Raw genomic sequence first — 18,631 nt, 5'->3', positions numbered from 1 at the left:
TTGTGGGCGCCCCCGGCCGGTGCGGTTCGATCACCTCGGAGCGTGCCGCTCCGGTGCGCGAAAGAAGGAGTGCCGCGATGGTGTCCCCCCTGGCCCGGGTGCTCGCCGGGGCCCCGGTCGGCGAACTGGTGGCGGTCGCCGCCGGGGTCCTGGCCCGTCCGGCCCCGAGTCCCGTCCCGCCCGGCCCCGGCGGGGTGCCCCGGCCGCGGCTGAACGGCCCGACCGGGCTCGGGACCTCGGCCGCCCGCGCGTTCCGGCCGCTGCCCGCCCCCGGGGCCGCGGACCGGCCCGGGCTGTCGCTGCACTGCCCGCCGCCGGTCCGGGACGACCCGGCGCTCGGCGAGGAGGTGAACGAGCGGCTGGTCGCCTGGGCCGGCGACTGCGGCATCTACGCCGACCGGCTGGAGAAGCTGCGGGCCGCGCACTTCGGGCGGCTGCTGATGCTCACCCACCCCGACACCGAGGACCCGGACCGGCTGCTGGCGGCCGCCAAGTGCGCGCTCGCCGAGTGGGCGGTGGACGACTACTACTGCGACGAGGAGGCCGACGGAGCCGTCCCCGAGCTGGCCGGGGCCCGGCTGCTGCTGGCCAACGCGGCCGTCGACCCGGCGCACCTGCCGCTGCGGTACGCGCCCCGGCTGGAGCGCGGCCTGCGCGAGGACCCGGTGCTGGTCGCGCTGCGCAGCGCGCTGGAGCACCTGGCCCGGTACGCCTCCCCGCAGCAGGTGGCCCGGCTCAAGCACGAGCTGGCGGCCATCTTCGTCGCCTTCGGGGCCGAGGCGGCCTGGCGGATGGCTGCTGAACTGCCGCCGGTCTGGCAGTACCTGGTGAACCGTCAGCCGAACAGCTTCCTGCCCTGCATCGCGCTGGTCGACCCGGTCGGCGGCTACGAGCTGCCGGCCGCCGAGTACGCCGACCCCCGGGTCCGCCGGGCGGTCACCACCGCCTCGCTGGCCAGTGTGCTGGTCAACGACCTCTACTCGATGGCGAAGGAGAGCCGCTCCGGCACGCTCGACTTCAACCTGCCCACCCTGGTCGCCGCCGAGGAGGGGTGCTCGACGGAGGAGGCGGTGCGGCGCAGCATCGAGGTGCACGACGAGCTGGTGCGGACCTTCGAGGCCGAGGCGGCCCTGCTCGTCCCGACCGGCTCGCCCGCCCTGGCCCGCTACCTGGCCGGTGTGTACGCCTGGCTGGGCGGCAACCACGAGTGGCACCGCACCAGCCCGAAGTACCACGAGGGCTGATCACTCCCGGCGGCCGTCGGCGGGTGCGCGCAGCAGGACGAGCGAGCGCGCGGCCAGCGTGACGGCCCCGCCCCGCCCCGGGTCCCCGTCCCCGGGGCGGGCGGTGTCCACCACCGTCTCGTAGCGGCAGGGCCAGGGGTCGCCGGGCAGGGTGAAGGGGACGTCGACCGAGCCGCCGTTGAGCAGCAGCAGGAAGCTGTCGTCGGTCAACTCACAGCCGTGCTCGTCCCGTTCGGACATCGCGGAGCCGGAGAGCAGCATCCCGAGCACCCCGTCGGGGGCGTACCAGTCGCCCTCGGTCATCTCCTTGCCGCGCGCGTTGAACCAGACCAGGTCCCGCTGCCCGCCCGGGGCGGCCGCCCGGCCGGAGAAGAAGGCGCGCTGGCGCAGCACCGGGTGTCTGCGCCGCAGCCGGATCAACCGGCCGGTGAGCGCGGTGAGTTCGCGCCACTCGGGGCTGGCGAGCAGCGACCAGTCCAGCCAGCTGGTCCCGTTGTCCTGGCAGTAGGCGTTGTTGTTGCCGCCCTGGGTGCGGCCCAGCTCGTCCCCGGCGGTGATCATCGGCACGCCGGTGGAGAGCAGCAGGGTGCTCATCATGTTGCGGAGCTGGCGCAGCCGCAGGGAGCGGACGGCCGGGTCGGTGGTCTCGCCCTCCACGCCGCAGTTCCAGGAGCGGTTGTCGTCGGTGCCGTCCCGGTTCTGCTCGCCGTTGGCCTCGTTGTGCTTGTGGTCGTAGGAGACTAGGTCGCGCAGGGTGAAGCCGTCGTGCGCGGTGACGAAGTTGACCGAGGCGTACGGGCGGCGGCCGCCGCGCTGGTAGAGGTCGGAGGAGCCGGAGAGCCGGTAGCCCAGCTCGCGGACGTCCAGCCGGGCGCCGCGCCAGAAGTCCCGGACGGCGTCCCGGTACTTGTCGTTCCACTCGGCCCACAGCGGCGGGAAGCCGCCGACCTGGTAGCCGCCCGGGCCGACGTCCCAGGGCTCGGCGATCAGCTTCACCCGGCTGAGCAGCGGGTCCTGGGAGACGGCGCCGAGGAAGGGGTGGTGCATCTCCACCCCGTCCGAGCCGCGGGCCAGGGCGGCGGCCAGGTCGAAGCGGAAGCCGTCCACGCCCATCTCGGTGACCCAGTAGCGCAGCGAGTCGGTGATCAGCCGGACGGTGTGCGGCTGGCGGGTGTCCAGGGTGTTGCCGCAGCCGGTGTAGTCGGCGTAGCCGCGGCGGCTGCGGTCCAGCCGGTAGTACCCGGCGTTGTCGATGCCGCGCAGCGAGAGCGAGGGGCCCATCACCCCGCTCTCGGCGGTGTGGTTGTAGACCACGTCGAGGATCACCTCGATGCCGGCCGCGTGCAGCGCCCGGACCATCCGCTTGAACTCGCCGACCTGCTGGCCGCGGCTGCCGGTGGCGGCGTAGCCGGCGTGCGGGGCGAAGAAGCCGAGGGTGTTGTAGCCCCAGTAGTTGGTCAGCCCGCGCTGCTGGAGGTGGTCCTCGTCGGCGTACTGGTGCACCGGCAGCAGCTCGACCGCGGTGACGCCCAGGTCGACCAGGTGGCCGATGGCCGCCGGGTGGGCCAACCCGGCGTAGGTGCCGCGGAGTTCGCGCGGCACGCCCGGGTGCTTCATGGTGAAGCCGCGCACGTGCAGCTCGTACAGGACGGTCTCGGCCCACGGGGTCTTCGGGCGCTGGTCGTCGTACCAGTCGTCGTCGTCGTGGACCACCACCGCCTTGGGCACGTACGGCGCGGAGTCCCGGTTGTCCCGGACGGTGTCCGCCACGTCCTGCTCGGGCCAGCCCCGCACGGCGGCGCAGACCGCGTCGTGGGCGGTGTAACTCCCGTCCACCGCACGGGCGTACGGGTCGAGGAGGAGTTTGGCCGGATTCCACCGGGCTCCGGTCCACGGGTCCCAGCGGCCGTGCACCCGGTAGCCGTAGCGGGTGCCGGGCAGCACCCCGGGCAGGTAGCCGTGCCAGGTCTGGAAGGTCCGCTCGGTGAGCGGGTGCCTGGTCTCGGTCCCGTCCTCGGCGAAGAGGCAGAGCTCGACCCCCTCGGCGTCCGGTGCCCAGAGCGCGAAGTTGGTGCCCCGGCTGCCGTCCTGGTCGGTGCGGAAGCGCGCGCCGAGCGGCTGCCAGCTGCCGGGCCAGGGCACCGCCGGGTCGATCGCGCCGTGTTCCGCCCGTTCCCGCCGCTGCCAAGCCGTCATCGGCCGCACCTCTCCCAGCGCGGGACGTCCCGGGCCCCGCCTAGCTCTTGTTCCCTGATCGGCTGTCGCTGTCACGTGACGGATCGTGTCGTTGAACGATTCTGTCGCGTGCCGACCCGTTCCGACGTCTCCTGCGGGAATCGGCTCCCACGTGTCCGCACGGGATCAGGGTCGTTATGCCGGGCGGTTGTTGACGGCTGGGGTAGGTACGGAGGAACGGCATGCGCTCCCGGGTGGCGGTCGTGGTGGCGGTCGGGCTCTGCCTGCTGACCGCCTGCACCAGCGAGCGGCAGGTCGCTCCGAGCACCGACGCCGCCGCGTCGGCGAGCCCGGCGGTCTCCCGGGCGGTGATCACCAGCACCCCGGCCGACGGGGCGCAGGAGGTGCCGGCCGAGGGGCCGGTCAAGGTGACGGCGGCCCAGGGCAGGCTGGTCTCCGTCCGCCTGGCCGACCAGAAGGGCACCGAGGTCCCGGGGAAGGTCGGCCCGGACGGCTCCTGGGTGCCGGACGGGCGGCTCGCGCTGGCCACCGCCTACACCCTGGACACGGTGGCCGAGGACCAGGCCGGGCTGAAGGCGGCCCAGCACGTGGCCTTCGCCACGCTGGCCCCCGACCACACCTTCGCCGCCTTCTTCACCCCCGAGGACGGCTCCACCGTCGGGGTCGGGATGCCCGTCTCGCTCCGCTTCACCCGTCCGATCACCGACCGGGCCGCGGTGGAGAGGGCGGTCTCGGTCACCGCGGACCCGCCGGTGCCGGTGGCCGCGCACTGGTTCGGCGGCCGGCGGCTCGACCTGCGCCCGGAGAAGTACTGGGCGGCCGGCACCAAGGTGACGCTGTCGCTGCGGCTGAAGGACGTGCAGGGCGCCCCGGGGGACTACGGCACCCAGTCCAAGGACGTGCACTTCACCGTCGGGCGCTCGGTGGTCTCCACCGTCGACCTGGACGCGCACACCATGACGGTCCGTCAGGACGGGCGGGTGCTGCGCACCCTGAAGGTCTCGGGCGGCAGTCCGGAGTTCTCCACCTACCTGGGCACCATGGTGATCTCGGAGAAGTTCTCCGTCACCCGGATGAACTCGCAGACCGTCGGCCTGGGCGACGAGTACGACATCAAGGACGTGCCGCACGCGATGCGGCTGACCGCCTCCGGCACCTTCGTGCACGGCAACTACTGGGCCTCCCGGGACGTCTTCGGCAGTGCCAACACCAGCCACGGCTGCATCGGCCTGGCCGACGTCAAGGGCGGCTCGGACTCCTCCCCGGCCGGCTGGTTCTTCGAGCAGTCCGGCATCGGCGACGTGATCGAGGTGCGCGGCCGGCAGGGGGACCGGGTGCCCGCCGACAACGGCCTGAACGGGTGGAACCTCAGCTGGGACCAGTGGCGGGCGGGCAGCGCGCTCGGCCTGCGTTGACCGGCACCGACCCTTCACCACCCTCCCGCCCGGAGTTCACCGGAACTCCCCGGATATCCTTCGCACACCGCGCCCGGGCCGGGTGCAACCGAACCACCGGCCGACGCGTATAGAAGGCGTGGACATCCGGATGGGGAGCGCAGAGTGAAGCCGGTGCGAGCGGCCGACGCCGCGATAGTCAGAGGCCGACGGGCCGCCGTGGCCGTCCTGGTCGGAGGTGCGCTGCTGCTGACGGCCGCCTGCGGCGGCTCGGGGGGCTCGTCCGGCTCGGGGAGCTCGGGCGGCTCCTCGGCCACCGGCGGCCAGGCCGCGGACGGCGGCTCCGGCCAGCCCTCGGGCGCGGCCTCCGGCCCCGCCGAGAGCACGCCGAAGAACTCGGCCGCGGTGCTCACCGTCACCCCCAAGGACGGCTCCCAGGACGTCAACCCGAACGAGGCGCTGAACGTCGCGGTCGCCCAGGGCACCCTGACCACCGTCGAGGTGACGGACAAGAACGGCAAGGCGGTGCCCGGCAAGACCGCCGCCGACGGCAAGAGCTGGAAGCCGGACGGCCCGCTCAAGGTCGGCATGACCTACCAGGTGAGCGCCCAGGCCAAGGACACCGACGGACTGGTCTCCGCGACCACCTCCAGCTTCACCACGCTCACCCCGGCCAAGCTGGTCTCCAGCAACGACAACATCTCGGACGGCGGCACCTACGGCGTCGGGATGATCGTCTCGGTCAACTTCTCCAAGCCGGTGAAGAACAAGGAGGCGGTGCTCAAGGGCATCACCTTCGAGAGCAGCAACGGCGCCGTGGTCAAGGGCCACTGGTTCGGCACCCAGCGGCTGGACTTCCGGCCGGAGAAGTACTGGAAGCCGGGCACCAAGGTGACCATCAAGTACCGGCTGAAGAACGTCGAGGTCTCGCCCGGGGTCTTCGGCGACGTGGACCGGGACGAGCCGTTCACCATCGGCCGGGAGCAGATCAGCGTGGTGGACGCGGCCACCCACCAGATGACGGTGCAGCGGGACGGCAAGGTCTCCAAGACCATCCCGATCACCGCCGGGGACGACCAGAACCCGTCCTGGAACGGCACGATGGTCATCTCCAGCAAGGAGAAGGTGACCCGGATGAACTCGGCCACCGTCTCCAACATCAAGGGCTCGGAGTACGACATCTCCGACGTCCCGCACGCCATGCGGCTGACCAACACCGGCACCTACGTGCACGGCAACTACTGGGGCAGCGCCTTCGGCAAGTACAACGCCAGCCACGGCTGCATCGGCCTCCAGGACACCAAGGGCGGCAGCGACGGCTCCACGGCCGGCAAGTTCTTCGCCGACTCGATCGTCGGTGACGTGGTGAAGATCCAGAACGCCAAGGGCAAGACGGTCTCCGGTGAGAACGGGCTCAGCGGCTGGACCATGGCGTGGAGCGCCTGGTAGGCCTCCTGCGCACCGGAGAATGGCTCAACTGTTCGGCCCGGGCCCCTTTTTGGGGGTCTGGGCCGTTCTGCTGTGCGAGTCGGGGGAGCGTTGCGTCTGTCATATGCCAGCCGAATAGTGATCGTTTACTCATTGTCAGTACGCGGGCGCTCGCAGTCCGCAATGATTGGCGCATGGCGGGATGGGGCGAAGCAGAGTGGGCATCACTTCCGGCAGCCGGAGCGACTGCTGACGGCCCGTCGGACATCGCGGAAGGTGGGGTGCTCGCCCTGGAGACTCTGGAACGACTCAGCCCGCAGGAGGTCGAGCGCGTGCACTTCGGCCGCCTCTGCGCCCAAGTCGCCGCCGAGGAGGAGGTCTTCCTCCCCTCCCGCCCCGAACTCGTCGGTACCGCCCGGCGGGTGGTCCTCACCGTCCTGCAGGGCTGGCGGCTCCACCAGTTACTGGAGGTCGGCGAGCTGCTGACCGGCGAGCTGATGGCCAACGCCGTCCGCCACACCGGCGGCCGCACCATCGGCCTGCGCCTCACCCGCCGCCCCGGCTGGCTCCGCGTCGAGGTCCGCGACTCCTCCCGGGCCCTCCCCTGCCTGGTCCTCGCCGAGCCCGGCAGCGAGACCGGCCACGGCATGCTCCTGGTCAACACCCTCGCCGAGCGCTGGGGTGCCGACCTGCTGCCGCGCGGCAAGGGCGTCTGGTTCGAACTCAAGATCCGCGACCGCGCCCAGGGCTGACGGCGGATCCGGAAAACAGTGCGGGGCCCCCGGATGGCCGTGGTGCGGCGCGGGGGCCCCTGCAGATGTCACCGCGCCGGCCAGGGGGGTGCGTGCCGCGCGGGTGTCGATGCACTGACTATCGCACGGTCTCAGGATGTGGGCAAAATCGAACGAAAGGTTTGTAAGCTACTTCACCTTCGCTAATCGCATAGATTCGCCCGCCTTCCTTTGATTATTCAGTCGACATCGCGCCCGGCCTCCGCCATGATGCGGCGCGATGACTCGTACCGACATGCCCCAGACCCTCGATGAGCGCACCACGCTGCTCACCTTCCTCGACTACGCCCGGGCCACCGCACTGGCCAAGGTCGACGCGCTGGACCCGGCGGACGCCGGGAAGGCGCCGTTGCCAGGGTCGCCGCTGATGACCCTCGGCGGGCTGATCAGCCACCTGCGGTGGGTGGAGCACTGGTGGTTCGACGTGGTGCTGCTCGGCGGCGAGGACCGCGGGCCCTGGACCCAGGACGACCCGGACCGGGAGATGCGGATCGGCGCCGAGGTGCCGATCGCCACCCTGGTCGCCGAGTACCAGGAGGAGATCGAGCGGTACCGCTCGCTGGTGGGCGAGCTCGACCTCGACACCTGGGCCGTGGGCACCGTCCGCGGCGGCACCCGGATCAACCTCCGCTGGATCCTCTTCCACCTGGTCGAGGAGATCTCCCGGCACAACGGCCACCTGGACCTGCTGCGCGAGATGGCCGACGGCACCACCGGCGACTGACTCGGGCCGACCGTCCGTCAGGGCCTCAGCGCTCCACCGGGATCCAGAGCTGGGCCGTGGTGTCGGAGCCGTCCGGGAAGGACCCGAGCGCGAGCAGCTCGGGGCCCGGGCGGCTGCGGTACGGGCCGGACGGGAACCACTGGGTGAAGACGTCCCGCCAGAGCTCCTGGAGGGCCTGCGGGAACGGGCCGGAGGTCTCGAAGACCCCCCACTCCCCGGCCGGGACCACCAGGGCGTCCAAGCCCTCGGGCACCGGATCCGGCGCCACCACCGCCTGGTAGTAGTCGAGTTCGGTGCCCTCGGCCCGGCTCGGGTCGAGGCCGTCGCAGACCGAGAGCATCCCGGCGGGCTCCGCCCCGGGAGCCGCCAGCCCGGCGATCCGCTCCAGCTCGGCCCGTCCGAGGCCGCGCAGGAACGCGGCGATGTGCGGGTTCTCCCCGCGGTGCACCAGGGGGACCCGGGCCATCCGTCCCACCAGGGTGAACTCCGGCTTGTGCGCGATCCGGTACCGCATGCTGCTGTTCCCTTCGACGACGAGTCGGAAGGAGAGCCGGGGCTGGGCCGTCAGCTCGCCCCCGCGGCGCCGGGCCTCACCGGGCCCGACCCCGTGCACGGCCCGGAACGCGCGCGCGAACGCCTCGCCCGAGCCGTACCCGTACCGGACCGCGACCTCCAGCAGCGTCCGCTCCCCGGCCAGCACCTCGGCCCCGGCCAGCGTCAGCCGCCGGCGCCGCACGTACTCCGAGAGCGGCATGCCCGCCAGCGCCGAGAACAGCCGCCGGAAGTGGTACTCCGAGGTGGTCGCGATCCGCGCCAACTCCGCCACGTCGAGCGGCAGTTCGAGCTGCTCCTCGAGGTGGTCCAGTGCCTGGTTCAGGCCTTCCAGCACCAGGGTCTCCTTCCCTTGTGCTCCCACCGTAGAAAAGCGGAACGGGCCCGGACCCGACAGTCCGTGCCCGTTCCGGTCAGGTCACCGAAGGACCCAGGTCAGCACTCGATGACGTTCACGGCGAGGCCGCCGCGGCTGGTTTCCTTGTACTTGATCTTCATGTCGGCCCCGGTCTCCTTCATGGTCTTGATCGCCTTGTCGAGGGAGACGTGGTGGCGGCCGTCGCCGCGCAGCGCCATCCGGGCGGCGGTGACGGCCTTCACGGAGGCCATGCCGTTGCGCTCGATGCAGGGGATCTGGACCAGGCCGCCGACCGGGTCGCAGGTGAGGCCGAGGTTGTGCTCGATGCCGATCTCGGCCGCGTTCTCGACCTGCTCAGGGGAGCCGCCGAGCACCTCGGCCAGGCCGCCGGCCGCCATCGAGCAGGCCGAGCCGACCTCGCCCTGGCAGCCGACCTCGGCGCCGGAGATGGAGGCGTTCTCCTTGAAGAGCATGCCGATCGCGCCGGCGGCCAGCAGGAAGCGGACGATGCCGTCGTCGTCGGCGCCCGGGATGAAGTTGATGAAGTAGTGCAGCACGGCCGGGATGATCCCGGCGGCGCCGTTGGTCGGGGCGGTGACCACCCGCTGGCCGGAGGCGTTCTCCTCGTTGACCGCCATCGCGTAGAGGGTCACCCACTCCATCGCGTTGGCCGGGCCGATGCCCTCGGCGCGCAGCGCGCGGGCGCCGGAGGCGGCCCGGCGGCGGACCTTCAGGCCGCCGGGCAGGATGCCCTCGCGGTTCATGCCGGCCGAGACGCACTCCTGCATGACCCGCCAGATCTCCAGCAGCCCGGCCCGGATCTCGGCCTCGGAGCGCCAGGCCTTCTCGTTCTCCAGCATCAGGCCGGAGATCGACAGGCCGGTCTCCCGGGTGAGCCGGAGCAGCTCCTCGCCGGTGCGGAAGGGGTAGCGCAGCGCGGTGTCGTCGGGCACGACCCGGTCGACGCCGATCGCGTCCTCGTCCACCACGAAGCCGCCGCCGACGGAGTAGTAGGTCTTCTCCAGCAGGGTGGCGCCCTCGGCGTCGAAGGCCCAGAGCGTCATGCCGTTGGCGTGGTACGGGAGGCTCTTGCGGCGGTGCAGCACCAGCTGGGTGTCCGGGTCGAAGGCGATGTCCTGGACGCCGAGCAGGTGCAGGCGCTTCTCGGCCTTGATCCGGTCCACGTCCAGGTCGGCCTGGTCCACGTCGACGGTGCGCGGGGAGTTGCCCTCCAGGCCGAGCAGGACGGCCTTGGGGGTGCCGTGGCCGTGGCCGGTGGCGCCGAGCGAGCCGAACAGCTCGGCCCGGACGGAGACGGTCTGCGCGAGCAGGCTCTCGGACTTGAGGCGGCGGGCGAACATCCGGGCCGCGCGCATCGGTCCTACGGTGTGCGAGCTGGAGGGGCCGATACCGATGGAGAAGAGGTCGAAGACGCTGATGGCCACGGAGGTGACGTCCTTGTCTGGTCTCGTGGGTGGAACGGGCAGGCATGGCACGGGGCACCGCGCGCCACGTTTCCAGTGTGCGCGGTGCCCCGGAAAAGACGGGTGACCGTCAGGCCACCGGGGGACTACAGCTCCGGGTAGAGCGGGTACTTCGCGGCCAGCGCGGTGACCCGGGCCTTCAGCGACTCGGCCTTGGCCTCGTCGAAGGAGGGCAGCAGGGTCTCGGCGATGACGTCCGCGACCTCACGGAAGTCCTCGGCCTGGAAGCCGCGGGTGGCCAGGGCCGGGGTGCCGATCCGCAGGCCGGAGGTGACCATCGGCGGGCGCGGGTCGTTCGGGACGGCGTTGCGGTTCACCGTGATGCCGACCTCGTGCAGGCGGTCCTCGGCCTGCTGGCCGTCGAGCTCGCTGTTGCGCAGGTCGACCAGGACCAGGTGGACGTCGGTGCCGCCGGAGAGCACGGAGACCCCGGCCGCCTTGGCGTCGTCCTGCAGCAGGCGGGCGGCGAGCGCCTTCGCGCCCTCCAGGGTGCGCTGCTGACGGTCCTTGAAGTCGTCCGAGGCGGCGACCTTGAAGGAGACCGCCTTGGCCGCGATCACGTGCTCCAGCGGGCCGCCCTGGAAGCCGGGGAAGACCGAGGAGTTGAGCTTCTTGGCGAACTCCTGCTTGGCCAGGATGATGCCGCCGCGGGGGCCGCCCAGGGTCTTGTGGGTGGTGGAGGTGACCACGTCCGCGTACTCGACCGGGTTCGGGTGCAGACCGGCGGCGACCAGGCCGGCGAAGTGGGCCATGTCGACCCACAGGTAGGCCTCGACCTCGTCGGCGATCCGGCGGAACTCGGCGAAGTCCAGCTGGCGCGGGTAGGCGGACCAGCCCGCGATGATGACCTTGGGGCGGTGTTCCTTGGCGAGGCGCTCGACCTCGGCCATGTCGACCAGGCCGGCCTCGTCCACGTGGTACGCGACCACGTTGAACTGCTTGCCGGAGAAGTTGAGCCGCATGCCGTGGGTCAGGTGACCGCCGTGCGCCAGGTCCAGGCCCAGGATGGTGTCGCCGGGCTGGGCGATGGCGAAGAGCGCGGCCTGGTTGGCGGAGGCGCCCGAGTGCGGCTGGACGTTGGCGTACTCCGCCCCGAACAGCGCCTTGACCCGGTCGATCGCGATCTGCTCGGCCACGTCGACGTGCTCGCAGCCGCCGTAGTAGCGGCGGCCGGGGTAGCCCTCGGCGTACTTGTTGGTCAGGACCGAGCCCTGGGCCTCCATCACCGCGGCGGGCGCGAAGTTCTCGGAGGCGATCATCTCGAGGGTGGTCTGCTGGCGGTGCAGCTCGGCGTCGACCGCGGCGGCGATCTCGGGGTCGAGCGCGTGCAGGGACTGGTTCAGGACAGTCATGTTGGGTCTTCCCGTAAGGCAGTGCGGGCAGTGGACCGGGAGGGTGGCGGCCGCCGCGCTGCGGCCGCCACCCGTCTACCAGTGGGTCAGGCGCCGATGAAGGCGTCGTACTCCGCAGCGGTCAGCAGCTTGCCGGTCTCGGCGATCTCGACCTTGAACAGCCAGGCGTCGCCGAACGGGTCGCTGTTGACCGAGGCCGGGTCGTCGATGACGGCCTGGTTGATCTCGGTCACCGTGCCGGTGACGGGCGAGAACAGGTCGCTGACCGACTTGGTGGACTCGAGCTCGCCACAGGACTCACCGGCGGTGATCTCGTCGCCGACCTCGGGCAGCTGGACGTAGACGATGTCACCCAGGGCGTCGGCGGCGTGCTTGGTGATGCCGACCGTCGCGACCGCACCGCTCTCGGCGGTGGTCAGCCACTCGTGCTCCTCGGTGTACTGCAGGTTCGTGGGGTTGCTCATGACGTCATTCTCCAGGATCGCAAGAGGGTAGGGCGAAGCCGTCCGCTGAGCGGACCGGGGGTTTCGAAAGGTGACGAGGGGTCAGCGGGCGCGCTTGTAGAACGGCAGCGCCACGACCTCGACCGGCTCGTGCTTGCCGCGCACGTCGACCGCGACCGCGCTGCCGGGGGCGGCGTGCGCCGCGTCCACGTAGGCGATGGCGATCGGCTTGCCCAGGGTGGGGGAGGGGGCGCCGGAGGTGATCCGCCCGATCGGGGTGCCGTCCGGGCTGACGACGGCGTACTCGGCCCGCGGGACCCGCTTGCCGTCGGAGACCAGGCCGACCAGCTTGCGCGGCGGGTTGGACTCGGCCTGCGCGGCGGCGGCCTCCAGGGCCTTGCGGCCGACGAAGTCGCCGTCCTTCTCGAACTTGACCACGCGGCCGAGGCCGGCGTCGAAGGGGGTCAGCTCGGTGGAGAGCTCGTGGCCGTACAGCGGCATGCCGGCCTCCAGGCGCAGCGTGTCGCGGCAGGAGAGGCCGCAGGGGACCAGGCCGGCGTCGGCGCCGGCCTCGGTCAGCGCGTTCCACAGGTGCTCGGCGTCGGCGGGGGCGCAGAAGACCTCGAAGCCGTCCTCGCCGGTGTAGCCGGTGCGGGCCAGCCAGACGTCCTTGCCGGCCACGGTGGCGGGCAGCAGGGCGTAGTACTTGAGGCCCGGCAGGTCGGCGTCGGTGACGGAGCCGAGGATGCCGTTGGCCTCCGGGCCCTGGACCGCGAGCAGGGCGTAGGCGTCCCGGTCGTCGCGGACCTCGGCGTCGAAGCCGGCCGCGCGCTCGGTCAGCGCGTCCAGCACCACCTGGGCGTTGGAGGCGTTGGCCACCACCATGTACTCGGCGTCGCCGGTGCGGTAGACGATCAGGTCGTCCAGGATGCCGCCGTCCTCGCGGCAGATCATGGTGTAGCGGGCGCGCAGCACGCCGAGCGCGGAGATGTGGCCGACCAGGGCGAAGTCGAGCAGCTCGCCGGCCTGCGGGCCGGTCACGGTGATCTCGCCCATGTGCGAGAGGTCGAACAGGCCGGCCTTGGTGCGGACCGCGAGGTGCTCCTCGCGCTCGCTGCCGTACCGCAGCGGCATGTCCCAGCCGGCGAAGTCGGTCATGGTGGCACCGAGCGAGCGGTGCAGTGCGTCGAGCGCGGTCAGGCGAGGGGACATGGCGACGGGACTCCTTGGCCGGAAACGGGCATGCGGGGGTGGAGTCTCCCCGTCTGTCGTCACAACCTGAGAGCTTCACCGCCCATCCAAGGATGGCGGCTTGCACCGTGGGTGGGCGCACGGCGCGGCCGTGTCCACTTTCCAGATCTGCCTCGCCCGTGCGGTAGGGGTGCCTGAGAGATTCCGGGGAGGACTTGCTCCTTCGGCGCCGGCCCTGCGCACGGGGCGCACTCCGGACTCTCCCGCGCGGGTTCGAGCGGCCAGTGTGAAGTTGTCGAGCGGGGTCATCATGGCACGAGACCGGACCGGGACGGGAGAGGGGTCCGCCCGCTGGGTCAGGTCTGCCCCCGACCCCGTCACCTGCCCGGCCGCGAAGCCCTAGGCTGAGGCCGCACAGCTACAGAGGGGCGCGACCGATGAACCAGCCGGGCGAGACCGGAGTGCAGGGGTGGGCGGAGCCCGGCAGTGCGCCGGCCGGGGGGAGTTGGCCGGTCAACGAGCTGGAGCAGGTGCTGACCGCGGCGCTGGGCGACCCGGGGGCCACGCCGCGGGTGATCGAGGTGCTGGCGCGCAGTCAGGTCTGGATCCCGTTGCCGGCCGGGGCCGACCCGCAGGGGGAGGGGCTGGACCTGCCGACGATCGAGCTGGCCGGATCCCCGTACGTGCCGGTGTTCTCCTCTCAGGAGCTCTTCCTCCAGATCGCGCCGGGCGTGCCGTTCGCGGTGGCCCCGGCCTGGGAGTTCGCCCGCGGGCTGCCGATCGGGGTCGGGATCGCGGTCAACCCGGAGGCGCCGGTGGGCATCCCGGTGCCGCCGGAGGGGGTCGGCGAGCTGCGCCGCGGGCCGCTCGCGGAGCGCTGGGAGCAGCAGCCGGAGGGCGGCGCCCGGGTGGCGCTGCGCGAGCCCGAGCCGGCCGAGGAGCCGTACGCCTTCCTCGGTGCGGCCATCACCGAACTGGCCGAGCTGCCAGGGGTCCTGACGGCCCGGCGGGCACTGGCCGGGGTCGAGCTGGACGCCCCGGTGCTGTTCGTCGGGGTGCAGCTGGATCCGGCCTGGCCGGCCGATCCGGCGCAGGTCAACGAGGCGCTGGGCCGGGCGCTCGGAACCATGCCGCCGCCGTGGGGCGTCCACCTGGTGCTGCTCGACCTGGTCGCCGATCCGGTGGTGGAGTGGATGCTCACCCGGGTCCGTCCGTTCTACGTCAGGTCCGGCGCCGTCCCGGTCTGAGACCGCTGGAGGACCGGTGGAGGACCCGAACTGACCACCGAACCGTTACGCGCCGGTACGGGGCGGCGGTATGACGGCTGTCGGGCTCGGCCAATAGGCTTCCCCCGACAACCACGGACGGCCACGCTGGCCGAGGGCGGGACGGACGGCGGGCGGAGCACGGCATGAGCGCGGGAGCGGCGGCAGACGGCGCGATCGAGCGCGCCCTCGGCGAGGTCGCGCCGGAGCGCTACGACGCCTACGAGCGGCTGCTGGGGGCACTGGCGGCGGGCCGGGTCTGGATGCTGCTCTGGCACGGCCAGCCGGGCAGCCCGGACGCCCAGTACGGGAACATGGAGATCGGCGGGCACGGCTACGCCCCCGCCGTCACCTCCCCCGAGCAGCTGGCGCTCTGCGGCTGGACCAGGAGCCACGAGGTGATCTCCGGGATGGAGATCGCCCACGCGCTGTACCGCACCCGCTGGGGCCTGTGGCTCAATCCGCACGTGCCCGGTGGCGGGGTCGGTGTGCCCTGGGCCGACCTGCGCCGGATCGCCGGCGGGCTGGACCGGCTGCCGGCCGGTCCGCTCCAGCTGGCCGAACCGGCCGTGCAGGCCCCGCAGTTCTACGCCCAGCTGCAGCGCGAGGCGGCGGCGGTGCGCCCGCTGCGGGCGCTGCGGCAGGCCTGGGTGCGCCCGGCCGTGGGCGAGGCCTACCTGGCCGTCGGCCTGGACCTCTACGACACCTCGCCGCCGTCCGTGGAGGCGGCCCGGGCGCTGGTGCAGCGTGCGGTGGCGCACGCCCCGGCCGGGCTCGCGGTCTCCACCGTGCTGCTGGCCGACGAGCTGGACCCGGTGGCGATGTGGCTGCGCGCCTTCGCCCGTCCGTTCTTCGACCGGGAGTCGGCGAACCACCCGCCCCAGGGCTACTGGCCGCACCAGCCCTGGCGCTGAGCAGGGCTTTTCCCCGTTCCCGCAGGGGCGGTTGACGAAGTGTACGAGCAGTCCTTCGCACGCATCTTGACAGTCGAGTAACACCTGTGTGAAGAGCCTTATTCGCCAGGACACGGCCGTGCATGCGGACAGATCACAGTTGGGCATCCTTCGGTTGTCAGGTCTGGCGTAAGGCCTCCCCGATGCCAGAGAGTCTGCGCAGTGCAGTGCGGGGCTTACCTGAGCTGCCCGGCAACTCCCTTGCTTCTCAGCACCTTTCGCAATCGCGATTCCGGACCGTACCCATGTCCGGGCCCTACCCGGGCCCGGTGCTAGGTGTACGTACGGCACCGTGGCCGGCCACCGTCGGCGAGGGGAAACGAAAGACACATGAGCACTTCCACCAAGAGCACCGACGCTCCGGAGGCCCCCGCGGCCCCGGCCAAGCGGATCGAGGGCCGGTCACCCGGCCGGATCGCCTGGGACCGCCTCAAGCGCGACAAGGTCGCGCTGGCCGGCGGCGTCGTGGTGCTGCTGCTGATCCTGGCCGCGGTCTTCGCGCCGGTGCTCACCTCGCTGTTCGGGCACCCCGTGGACGAACCGCACCCGGATCAGATCAACCCCGATCTCGGCCTCCCCAAGGGGGCGTTCGGCGGCATCAGCAGCGACTTCCTGCTCGGCGTCGACCCGACCTTCGGCCGCGACGTGTTCAGCCGGATCGTCTACGGCGCCCGGATCTCGCTCACCGTCGCCTTCCTGGCGGCCGGCGTGTCGGTGGTCATCGGCGTGCTGGCGGGCATCGCGGCCGGCTACTTCGGCGGCTGGGTCGACGCGGTGATCAGCCGGGTGATGGACGTCCTGCTGGCCTTCCCGCAGCTGCTGTTCTCCATCGCGCTGGTCTCGGTGATGCCCAACTCCGTTCTGGGGCTGGAGGGCAGCGCCGTCCGGATGGCGATCCTGGTGCTGGTGATCGGCTTCTTCGGCTGGCCCTACATCGGGCGCATCGTCCGAGGTCAGGCCCTGTCGCTGCGCGAGCGCGAGTTCGTCGACGCCGCCCGCAGCCTGGGCGCCGGCTGGCCGCACATCCTGCTGCGCGAGCTCCTCCCCAACCTGGTCGCCCCGATCCTGGTCTACGCGACCCTGATCATCCCGACCAACATCCTGAGCGAGGCCGCCCTCAGCTTCCTCGGCGCGGGCGTGAAGCCCCCGACCCCGTCCTGGGGCCAGATGCTCTCCGAGGCCACCCGGATCTACCAGGTCGACCCCACCTACATGGTGGTGCCGGGCCTGGCCATCTTCATCACGGTGCTGGCCTTCAACCTGTTCGGCGACGGGCTGCGCGACGCGCTCGACCCCAAGGGCAACTGACCGCCGGTCAGCCGGCCCGGGCAGGCTCCCATGCCAACTGCCCGCCGAAACAGGACCTTTCGAGACTGTTCCACCCCAGTACGACCATCAGGAGGAAAGTACCCATGACGCGAAACCGGACGCTCGCCGCCGCCGCCCTGGTGGCCACGCTGGCCGTCACCCTCACCGCTTGCGGTGGCAGCGCGGACAAGAAGGGCGGCACCGGCGACGGCGCCTCCAAGTCGGCGTCGGCCGGCGGCTTCAACGCGGCCGTCGACAAGGTGCTCAACCCGTCCGACAAGAAGGGCGGCACGCTCAACCTCTGGAGCACCACCGACGCCGACTCCTGGGACCCGGGCCGCGCGTACTACGCGTCGATCTGGAACATGCAGCGCTTCTACGCCCGTACCCTGCTGGCCTTCGACTCGAAGCCGGGCAAGGGCGGTCTGGAGCTGGTGCCGGACCTCGCCGCCGCCAAGCCGGAGATCTCCGCCGACGGCAAGACCTACACCTTCAAGCTCAAGAAGGGCATCAAGTTCGAGGACGGCTCGGCCATCACCTCGAAGGACATCAAGTACGGCATCGAGCGCGTCTTCGCCCAGGACGTCATCTCCGGCGGCCCGACCTACCTGGTCAACAGCCTCGACCAGGGCCAGGGTTACAAGGGCCCGTACACGGACACCACCCCGGACAAGATGGGCCTGAAGTCCGTCGAGACCCCGGACGACGCCACGATCATCTTCAAGCTGGCGAAGTCCGACTCGGCCTTCCCGTACCTGCTCGCGATGGGCACCGCCTCGCCCGTCCCGGCGAAGGCGGACACCGGCTCCAAGTACGGCGAGAAGCCGGTCTCCTCCGGCCCGTACAAGTTCAAGTCGATCGAGCCCGGCAAGTCCGTCGAGTTCGTCCGCAACGAGAACTGGGACCCGACCACCGACCCGTTCCGCAAGGCCCTGCCGGACGTGGTGAAGCTGACCATCACCACCAACGCCGACGACATGGACAAGCGCCTGCTCGACGGCTCGATCGACCTCGACTTCGCGCAGACCGGCCTCTCCCAGGCCGCTCAGGCCCAGGTGCTGACCAACGACAAGCTCAAGGCCAACACCGACGACCCGTTCAACGGGTTCATCCGCTACATCGCGATGGTCCCGAAGATCGCCCCGTTCGACAACGAGCACTGCCGCAAGGCGGTCATGTTCGCGGCCGACACCACCGCCCTGCAGACCGCCCGCGGCGGTTCGGTGGCCGGCTCGCCGTACGGCTCGATGCTGCCCCCGAACATCCTCGGCTCGGACAACTACGACCCCTTCACCCTGGTCGACGGCAAGCCCGACGTGGCGAAGGCCAAGGAGGAGCTGGCGGCCTGTGGCAAGCCGGACGGCTTCAAGGCCACCATCGCGGTCCGCGGCAACAAGGACAAGGAGGTCAAGTCCGCCGTCGCCCTGCAGACCGCGCTGAAGGCGATCAACGTCGACATCACCATCGACCAGTACGACGGCAAGCTGCTGGCCTCGGTGGCCGGTTCGCCGGAGGTCGTGAAGAACAAGAACTACGGTCTGATCGTGGCGGGTTGGGGTGCCGACTACCCGAAGGGCGACGGCTACATGCAGCCGCTGATGGACGGTCGCTTCATCACCGCCAACGGCAACAGCAACTACCCCGAGACCAACGACCCTGAGGTCAACGCCCTGTTCGACAAGGCCGCCGCCGAGGCCGACCCCGCCAAGGCCGCCGAGATCTACAAGCAGATCAACCACAAGGTGACCGACATGGCCGTCTACCTGCCGGTGGTCGCGGACCGCGCGCTCAACTACCGCAACCCGCGCCTGACCAACGTGTTCATCAACGACGCGTTCGGCATGGTCGACTTCCAGGCCCTCGGTACCAACGACGGCAAGTGACCTGCCCAGTCCCGTAGTTCGCACAGCTAGTCCGAAGGGCAGGTGAAGACGCCGCCCGGGCCGGG

General features: G+C 71.4%; 15 protein-coding genes and 1 riboswitch. Of the genes, 9 read left to right on the top strand and 6 right to left on the bottom strand.

All coding sequences use genetic code 11. The annotated features are described in order from the left end of the window. Positions 1–77 precede the first annotated feature (77 nt). A complete protein-coding gene (locus ACWCYY_RS09135; RefSeq protein WP_449795566.1) occupies positions 78–1,244 on the top strand; it encodes a family 2 encapsulin nanocompartment cargo protein terpene cyclase in 1,167 nt (388 codons plus the stop codon). Here ACWCYY_RS09135 and glgX read toward each other — a convergent pair whose 3' ends face one another. Continuing rightward, positions 1,245–3,440, bottom strand: a complete 2,196-nt coding sequence (glgX, locus tag ACWCYY_RS09130; protein ID WP_345290180.1) for a glycogen debranching protein GlgX — start codon at positions 3,438–3,440, stop codon at positions 1,245–1,247. Positions 3,441–3,661: 221 nt separating this feature from the next. Between glgX and ACWCYY_RS09125 the strand changes: the two genes are divergently transcribed. The 4 genes from ACWCYY_RS09125 to ACWCYY_RS09110 all read left to right on the top strand — a co-directional run bounded on the left by ACWCYY_RS09125 (position 3,662) and on the right by ACWCYY_RS09110 (position 7,777). Next, complete coding sequence (locus ACWCYY_RS09125; RefSeq protein ID WP_449795565.1) at positions 3,662–4,855, top strand: L,D-transpeptidase; 1,194 nt, start codon at positions 3,662–3,664, stop codon at positions 4,853–4,855. A gap of 144 nt (positions 4,856–4,999) precedes the next feature. Next, positions 5,000–6,283 carry a L,D-transpeptidase gene (locus ACWCYY_RS09120; protein ID WP_345290183.1) on the top strand — a complete coding sequence of 428 codons (1,284 nt, stop codon included), beginning with the start codon at positions 5,000–5,002 and terminating at the stop codon, positions 6,281–6,283. Positions 6,284–6,543: 260 nt separating this feature from the next. Next, positions 6,544–7,014 carry an ATP-binding protein gene (locus ACWCYY_RS09115; RefSeq protein WP_380150119.1) on the top strand — a complete coding sequence of 157 codons (471 nt, stop codon included), beginning with the start codon at positions 6,544–6,546 and terminating at the stop codon, positions 7,012–7,014. Positions 7,015–7,273: 259 nt separating this feature from the next. After that, positions 7,274–7,777, top strand: coding sequence for a DinB family protein (locus ACWCYY_RS09110; RefSeq protein ID WP_449795564.1), 504 nt, complete (start codon positions 7,274–7,276; stop codon positions 7,775–7,777). A 25-nt stretch (positions 7,778–7,802) separates the two neighbouring features. Here the strand turns inward: ACWCYY_RS09110 and ACWCYY_RS09105 are convergent, their stop codons facing one another. The 5 genes from ACWCYY_RS09105 to gcvT form a co-directional block, all read right to left on the bottom strand. After that, a complete protein-coding gene (locus ACWCYY_RS09105) occupies positions 7,803–8,666 on the bottom strand; it encodes an AraC family transcriptional regulator (protein ID WP_449795563.1) in 864 nt (287 codons plus the stop codon). A gap of 98 nt (positions 8,667–8,764) precedes the next feature. Beyond that, a complete protein-coding gene (locus ACWCYY_RS09100) occupies positions 8,765–10,132 on the bottom strand; it encodes an L-serine ammonia-lyase (RefSeq protein WP_345290188.1) in 1,368 nt (455 codons plus the stop codon). A 125-nt stretch (positions 10,133–10,257) separates the two neighbouring features. Further along, positions 10,258–11,523 carry a serine hydroxymethyltransferase gene (gene glyA, locus ACWCYY_RS09095; protein WP_345290190.1) on the bottom strand — a complete coding sequence of 422 codons (1,266 nt, stop codon included), beginning with the start codon at positions 11,521–11,523 and terminating at the stop codon, positions 10,258–10,260. An 86-nt stretch (positions 11,524–11,609) separates the two neighbouring features. Further along, positions 11,610–11,987, bottom strand: a complete 378-nt coding sequence (gcvH, locus tag ACWCYY_RS09090; protein WP_345290191.1) for a glycine cleavage system protein GcvH — start codon at positions 11,985–11,987, stop codon at positions 11,610–11,612. A gap of 81 nt (positions 11,988–12,068) precedes the next feature. Further along, entirely contained in the window at positions 12,069–13,178 is a 1,110-nt protein-coding gene (gcvT, locus tag ACWCYY_RS09085) for a glycine cleavage system aminomethyltransferase GcvT (protein ID WP_449795562.1), read from the bottom strand. A gap of 151 nt (positions 13,179–13,329) precedes the next feature. Then, positions 13,330–13,433, bottom strand: a riboswitch (glycine riboswitch). A gap of 161 nt (positions 13,434–13,594) precedes the next feature. Between gcvT and ACWCYY_RS09080 the strand changes: the two genes are divergently transcribed. From ACWCYY_RS09080 to ACWCYY_RS09065, 4 genes are all read left to right on the top strand, one after another. Beyond that, positions 13,595–14,404: an enhanced serine sensitivity protein SseB gene (locus tag ACWCYY_RS09080; protein WP_449795561.1), complete on the top strand. Its 810-nt coding sequence runs from the start codon at positions 13,595–13,597 to the stop codon at positions 14,402–14,404. Between the two features lie 164 nt (positions 14,405–14,568). Next, entirely contained in the window at positions 14,569–15,336 is a 768-nt protein-coding gene (locus ACWCYY_RS09075) for an enhanced serine sensitivity protein SseB C-terminal domain-containing protein (RefSeq protein WP_345290195.1), read from the top strand. Positions 15,337–15,705: 369 nt separating this feature from the next. Continuing rightward, on the top strand, positions 15,706–16,683 hold the full coding sequence (locus ACWCYY_RS09070; RefSeq protein WP_345290196.1) for an ABC transporter permease: 978 nt from the start codon (positions 15,706–15,708) through the stop codon (positions 16,681–16,683). Between the two features lie 104 nt (positions 16,684–16,787). Further along, entirely contained in the window at positions 16,788–18,566 is a 1,779-nt protein-coding gene (locus tag ACWCYY_RS09065) for an ABC transporter substrate-binding protein (RefSeq protein ID WP_345290197.1), read from the top strand. The last annotated feature ends 65 nt before the right edge of the window (positions 18,567–18,631 follow it).

It is taken from the genome of Kitasatospora sp. NPDC001664, assembly GCF_053596675.1.
The sequence above is the reverse complement of the archived record's forward strand: the minus strand, read 5'-3'. Positions and strand labels throughout refer to the sequence as shown.

What these genes read in the sequence shown, in the direction of transcription:
- ACWCYY_RS09070 (WP_345290196.1), top strand. Translation starts at nt 15,706, where the DNA reads ATGAGCACTTCCACCAAGAGCACCGACGCTCCGGAGGCCCCCGCGGCC.
- gcvH (WP_345290191.1), bottom strand. Translation starts at nt 11,987, where the DNA reads ATGAGCAACCCCACGAACCTGCAGTACACCGAGGAGCACGAGTGGCTG.
- gcvT (WP_449795562.1), bottom strand. Translation starts at nt 13,178, where the DNA reads ATGTCCCCTCGCCTGACCGCGCTCGACGCACTGCACCGCTCGCTCGGT.
- glyA (WP_345290190.1), bottom strand. Translation starts at nt 11,523, where the DNA reads ATGACTGTCCTGAACCAGTCCCTGCACGCGCTCGACCCCGAGATCGCC.
- ACWCYY_RS09075 (WP_345290195.1), top strand. Translation starts at nt 14,569, where the DNA reads ATGAGCGCGGGAGCGGCGGCAGACGGCGCGATCGAGCGCGCCCTCGGC.
- ACWCYY_RS09080 (WP_449795561.1), top strand. Translation starts at nt 13,595, where the DNA reads ATGAACCAGCCGGGCGAGACCGGAGTGCAGGGGTGGGCGGAGCCCGGC.
- ACWCYY_RS09125 (WP_449795565.1), top strand. Translation starts at nt 3,662, where the DNA reads ATGCGCTCCCGGGTGGCGGTCGTGGTGGCGGTCGGGCTCTGCCTGCTG.
- ACWCYY_RS09110 (WP_449795564.1), top strand. Translation starts at nt 7,274, where the DNA reads ATGACTCGTACCGACATGCCCCAGACCCTCGATGAGCGCACCACGCTG.
- ACWCYY_RS09065 (WP_345290197.1), top strand. Translation starts at nt 16,788, where the DNA reads ATGACGCGAAACCGGACGCTCGCCGCCGCCGCCCTGGTGGCCACGCTG.
- glgX (WP_345290180.1), bottom strand. Translation starts at nt 3,440, where the DNA reads ATGACGGCTTGGCAGCGGCGGGAACGGGCGGAACACGGCGCGATCGAC.
- ACWCYY_RS09135 (WP_449795566.1), top strand. Translation starts at nt 78, where the DNA reads ATGGTGTCCCCCCTGGCCCGGGTGCTCGCCGGGGCCCCGGTCGGCGAA.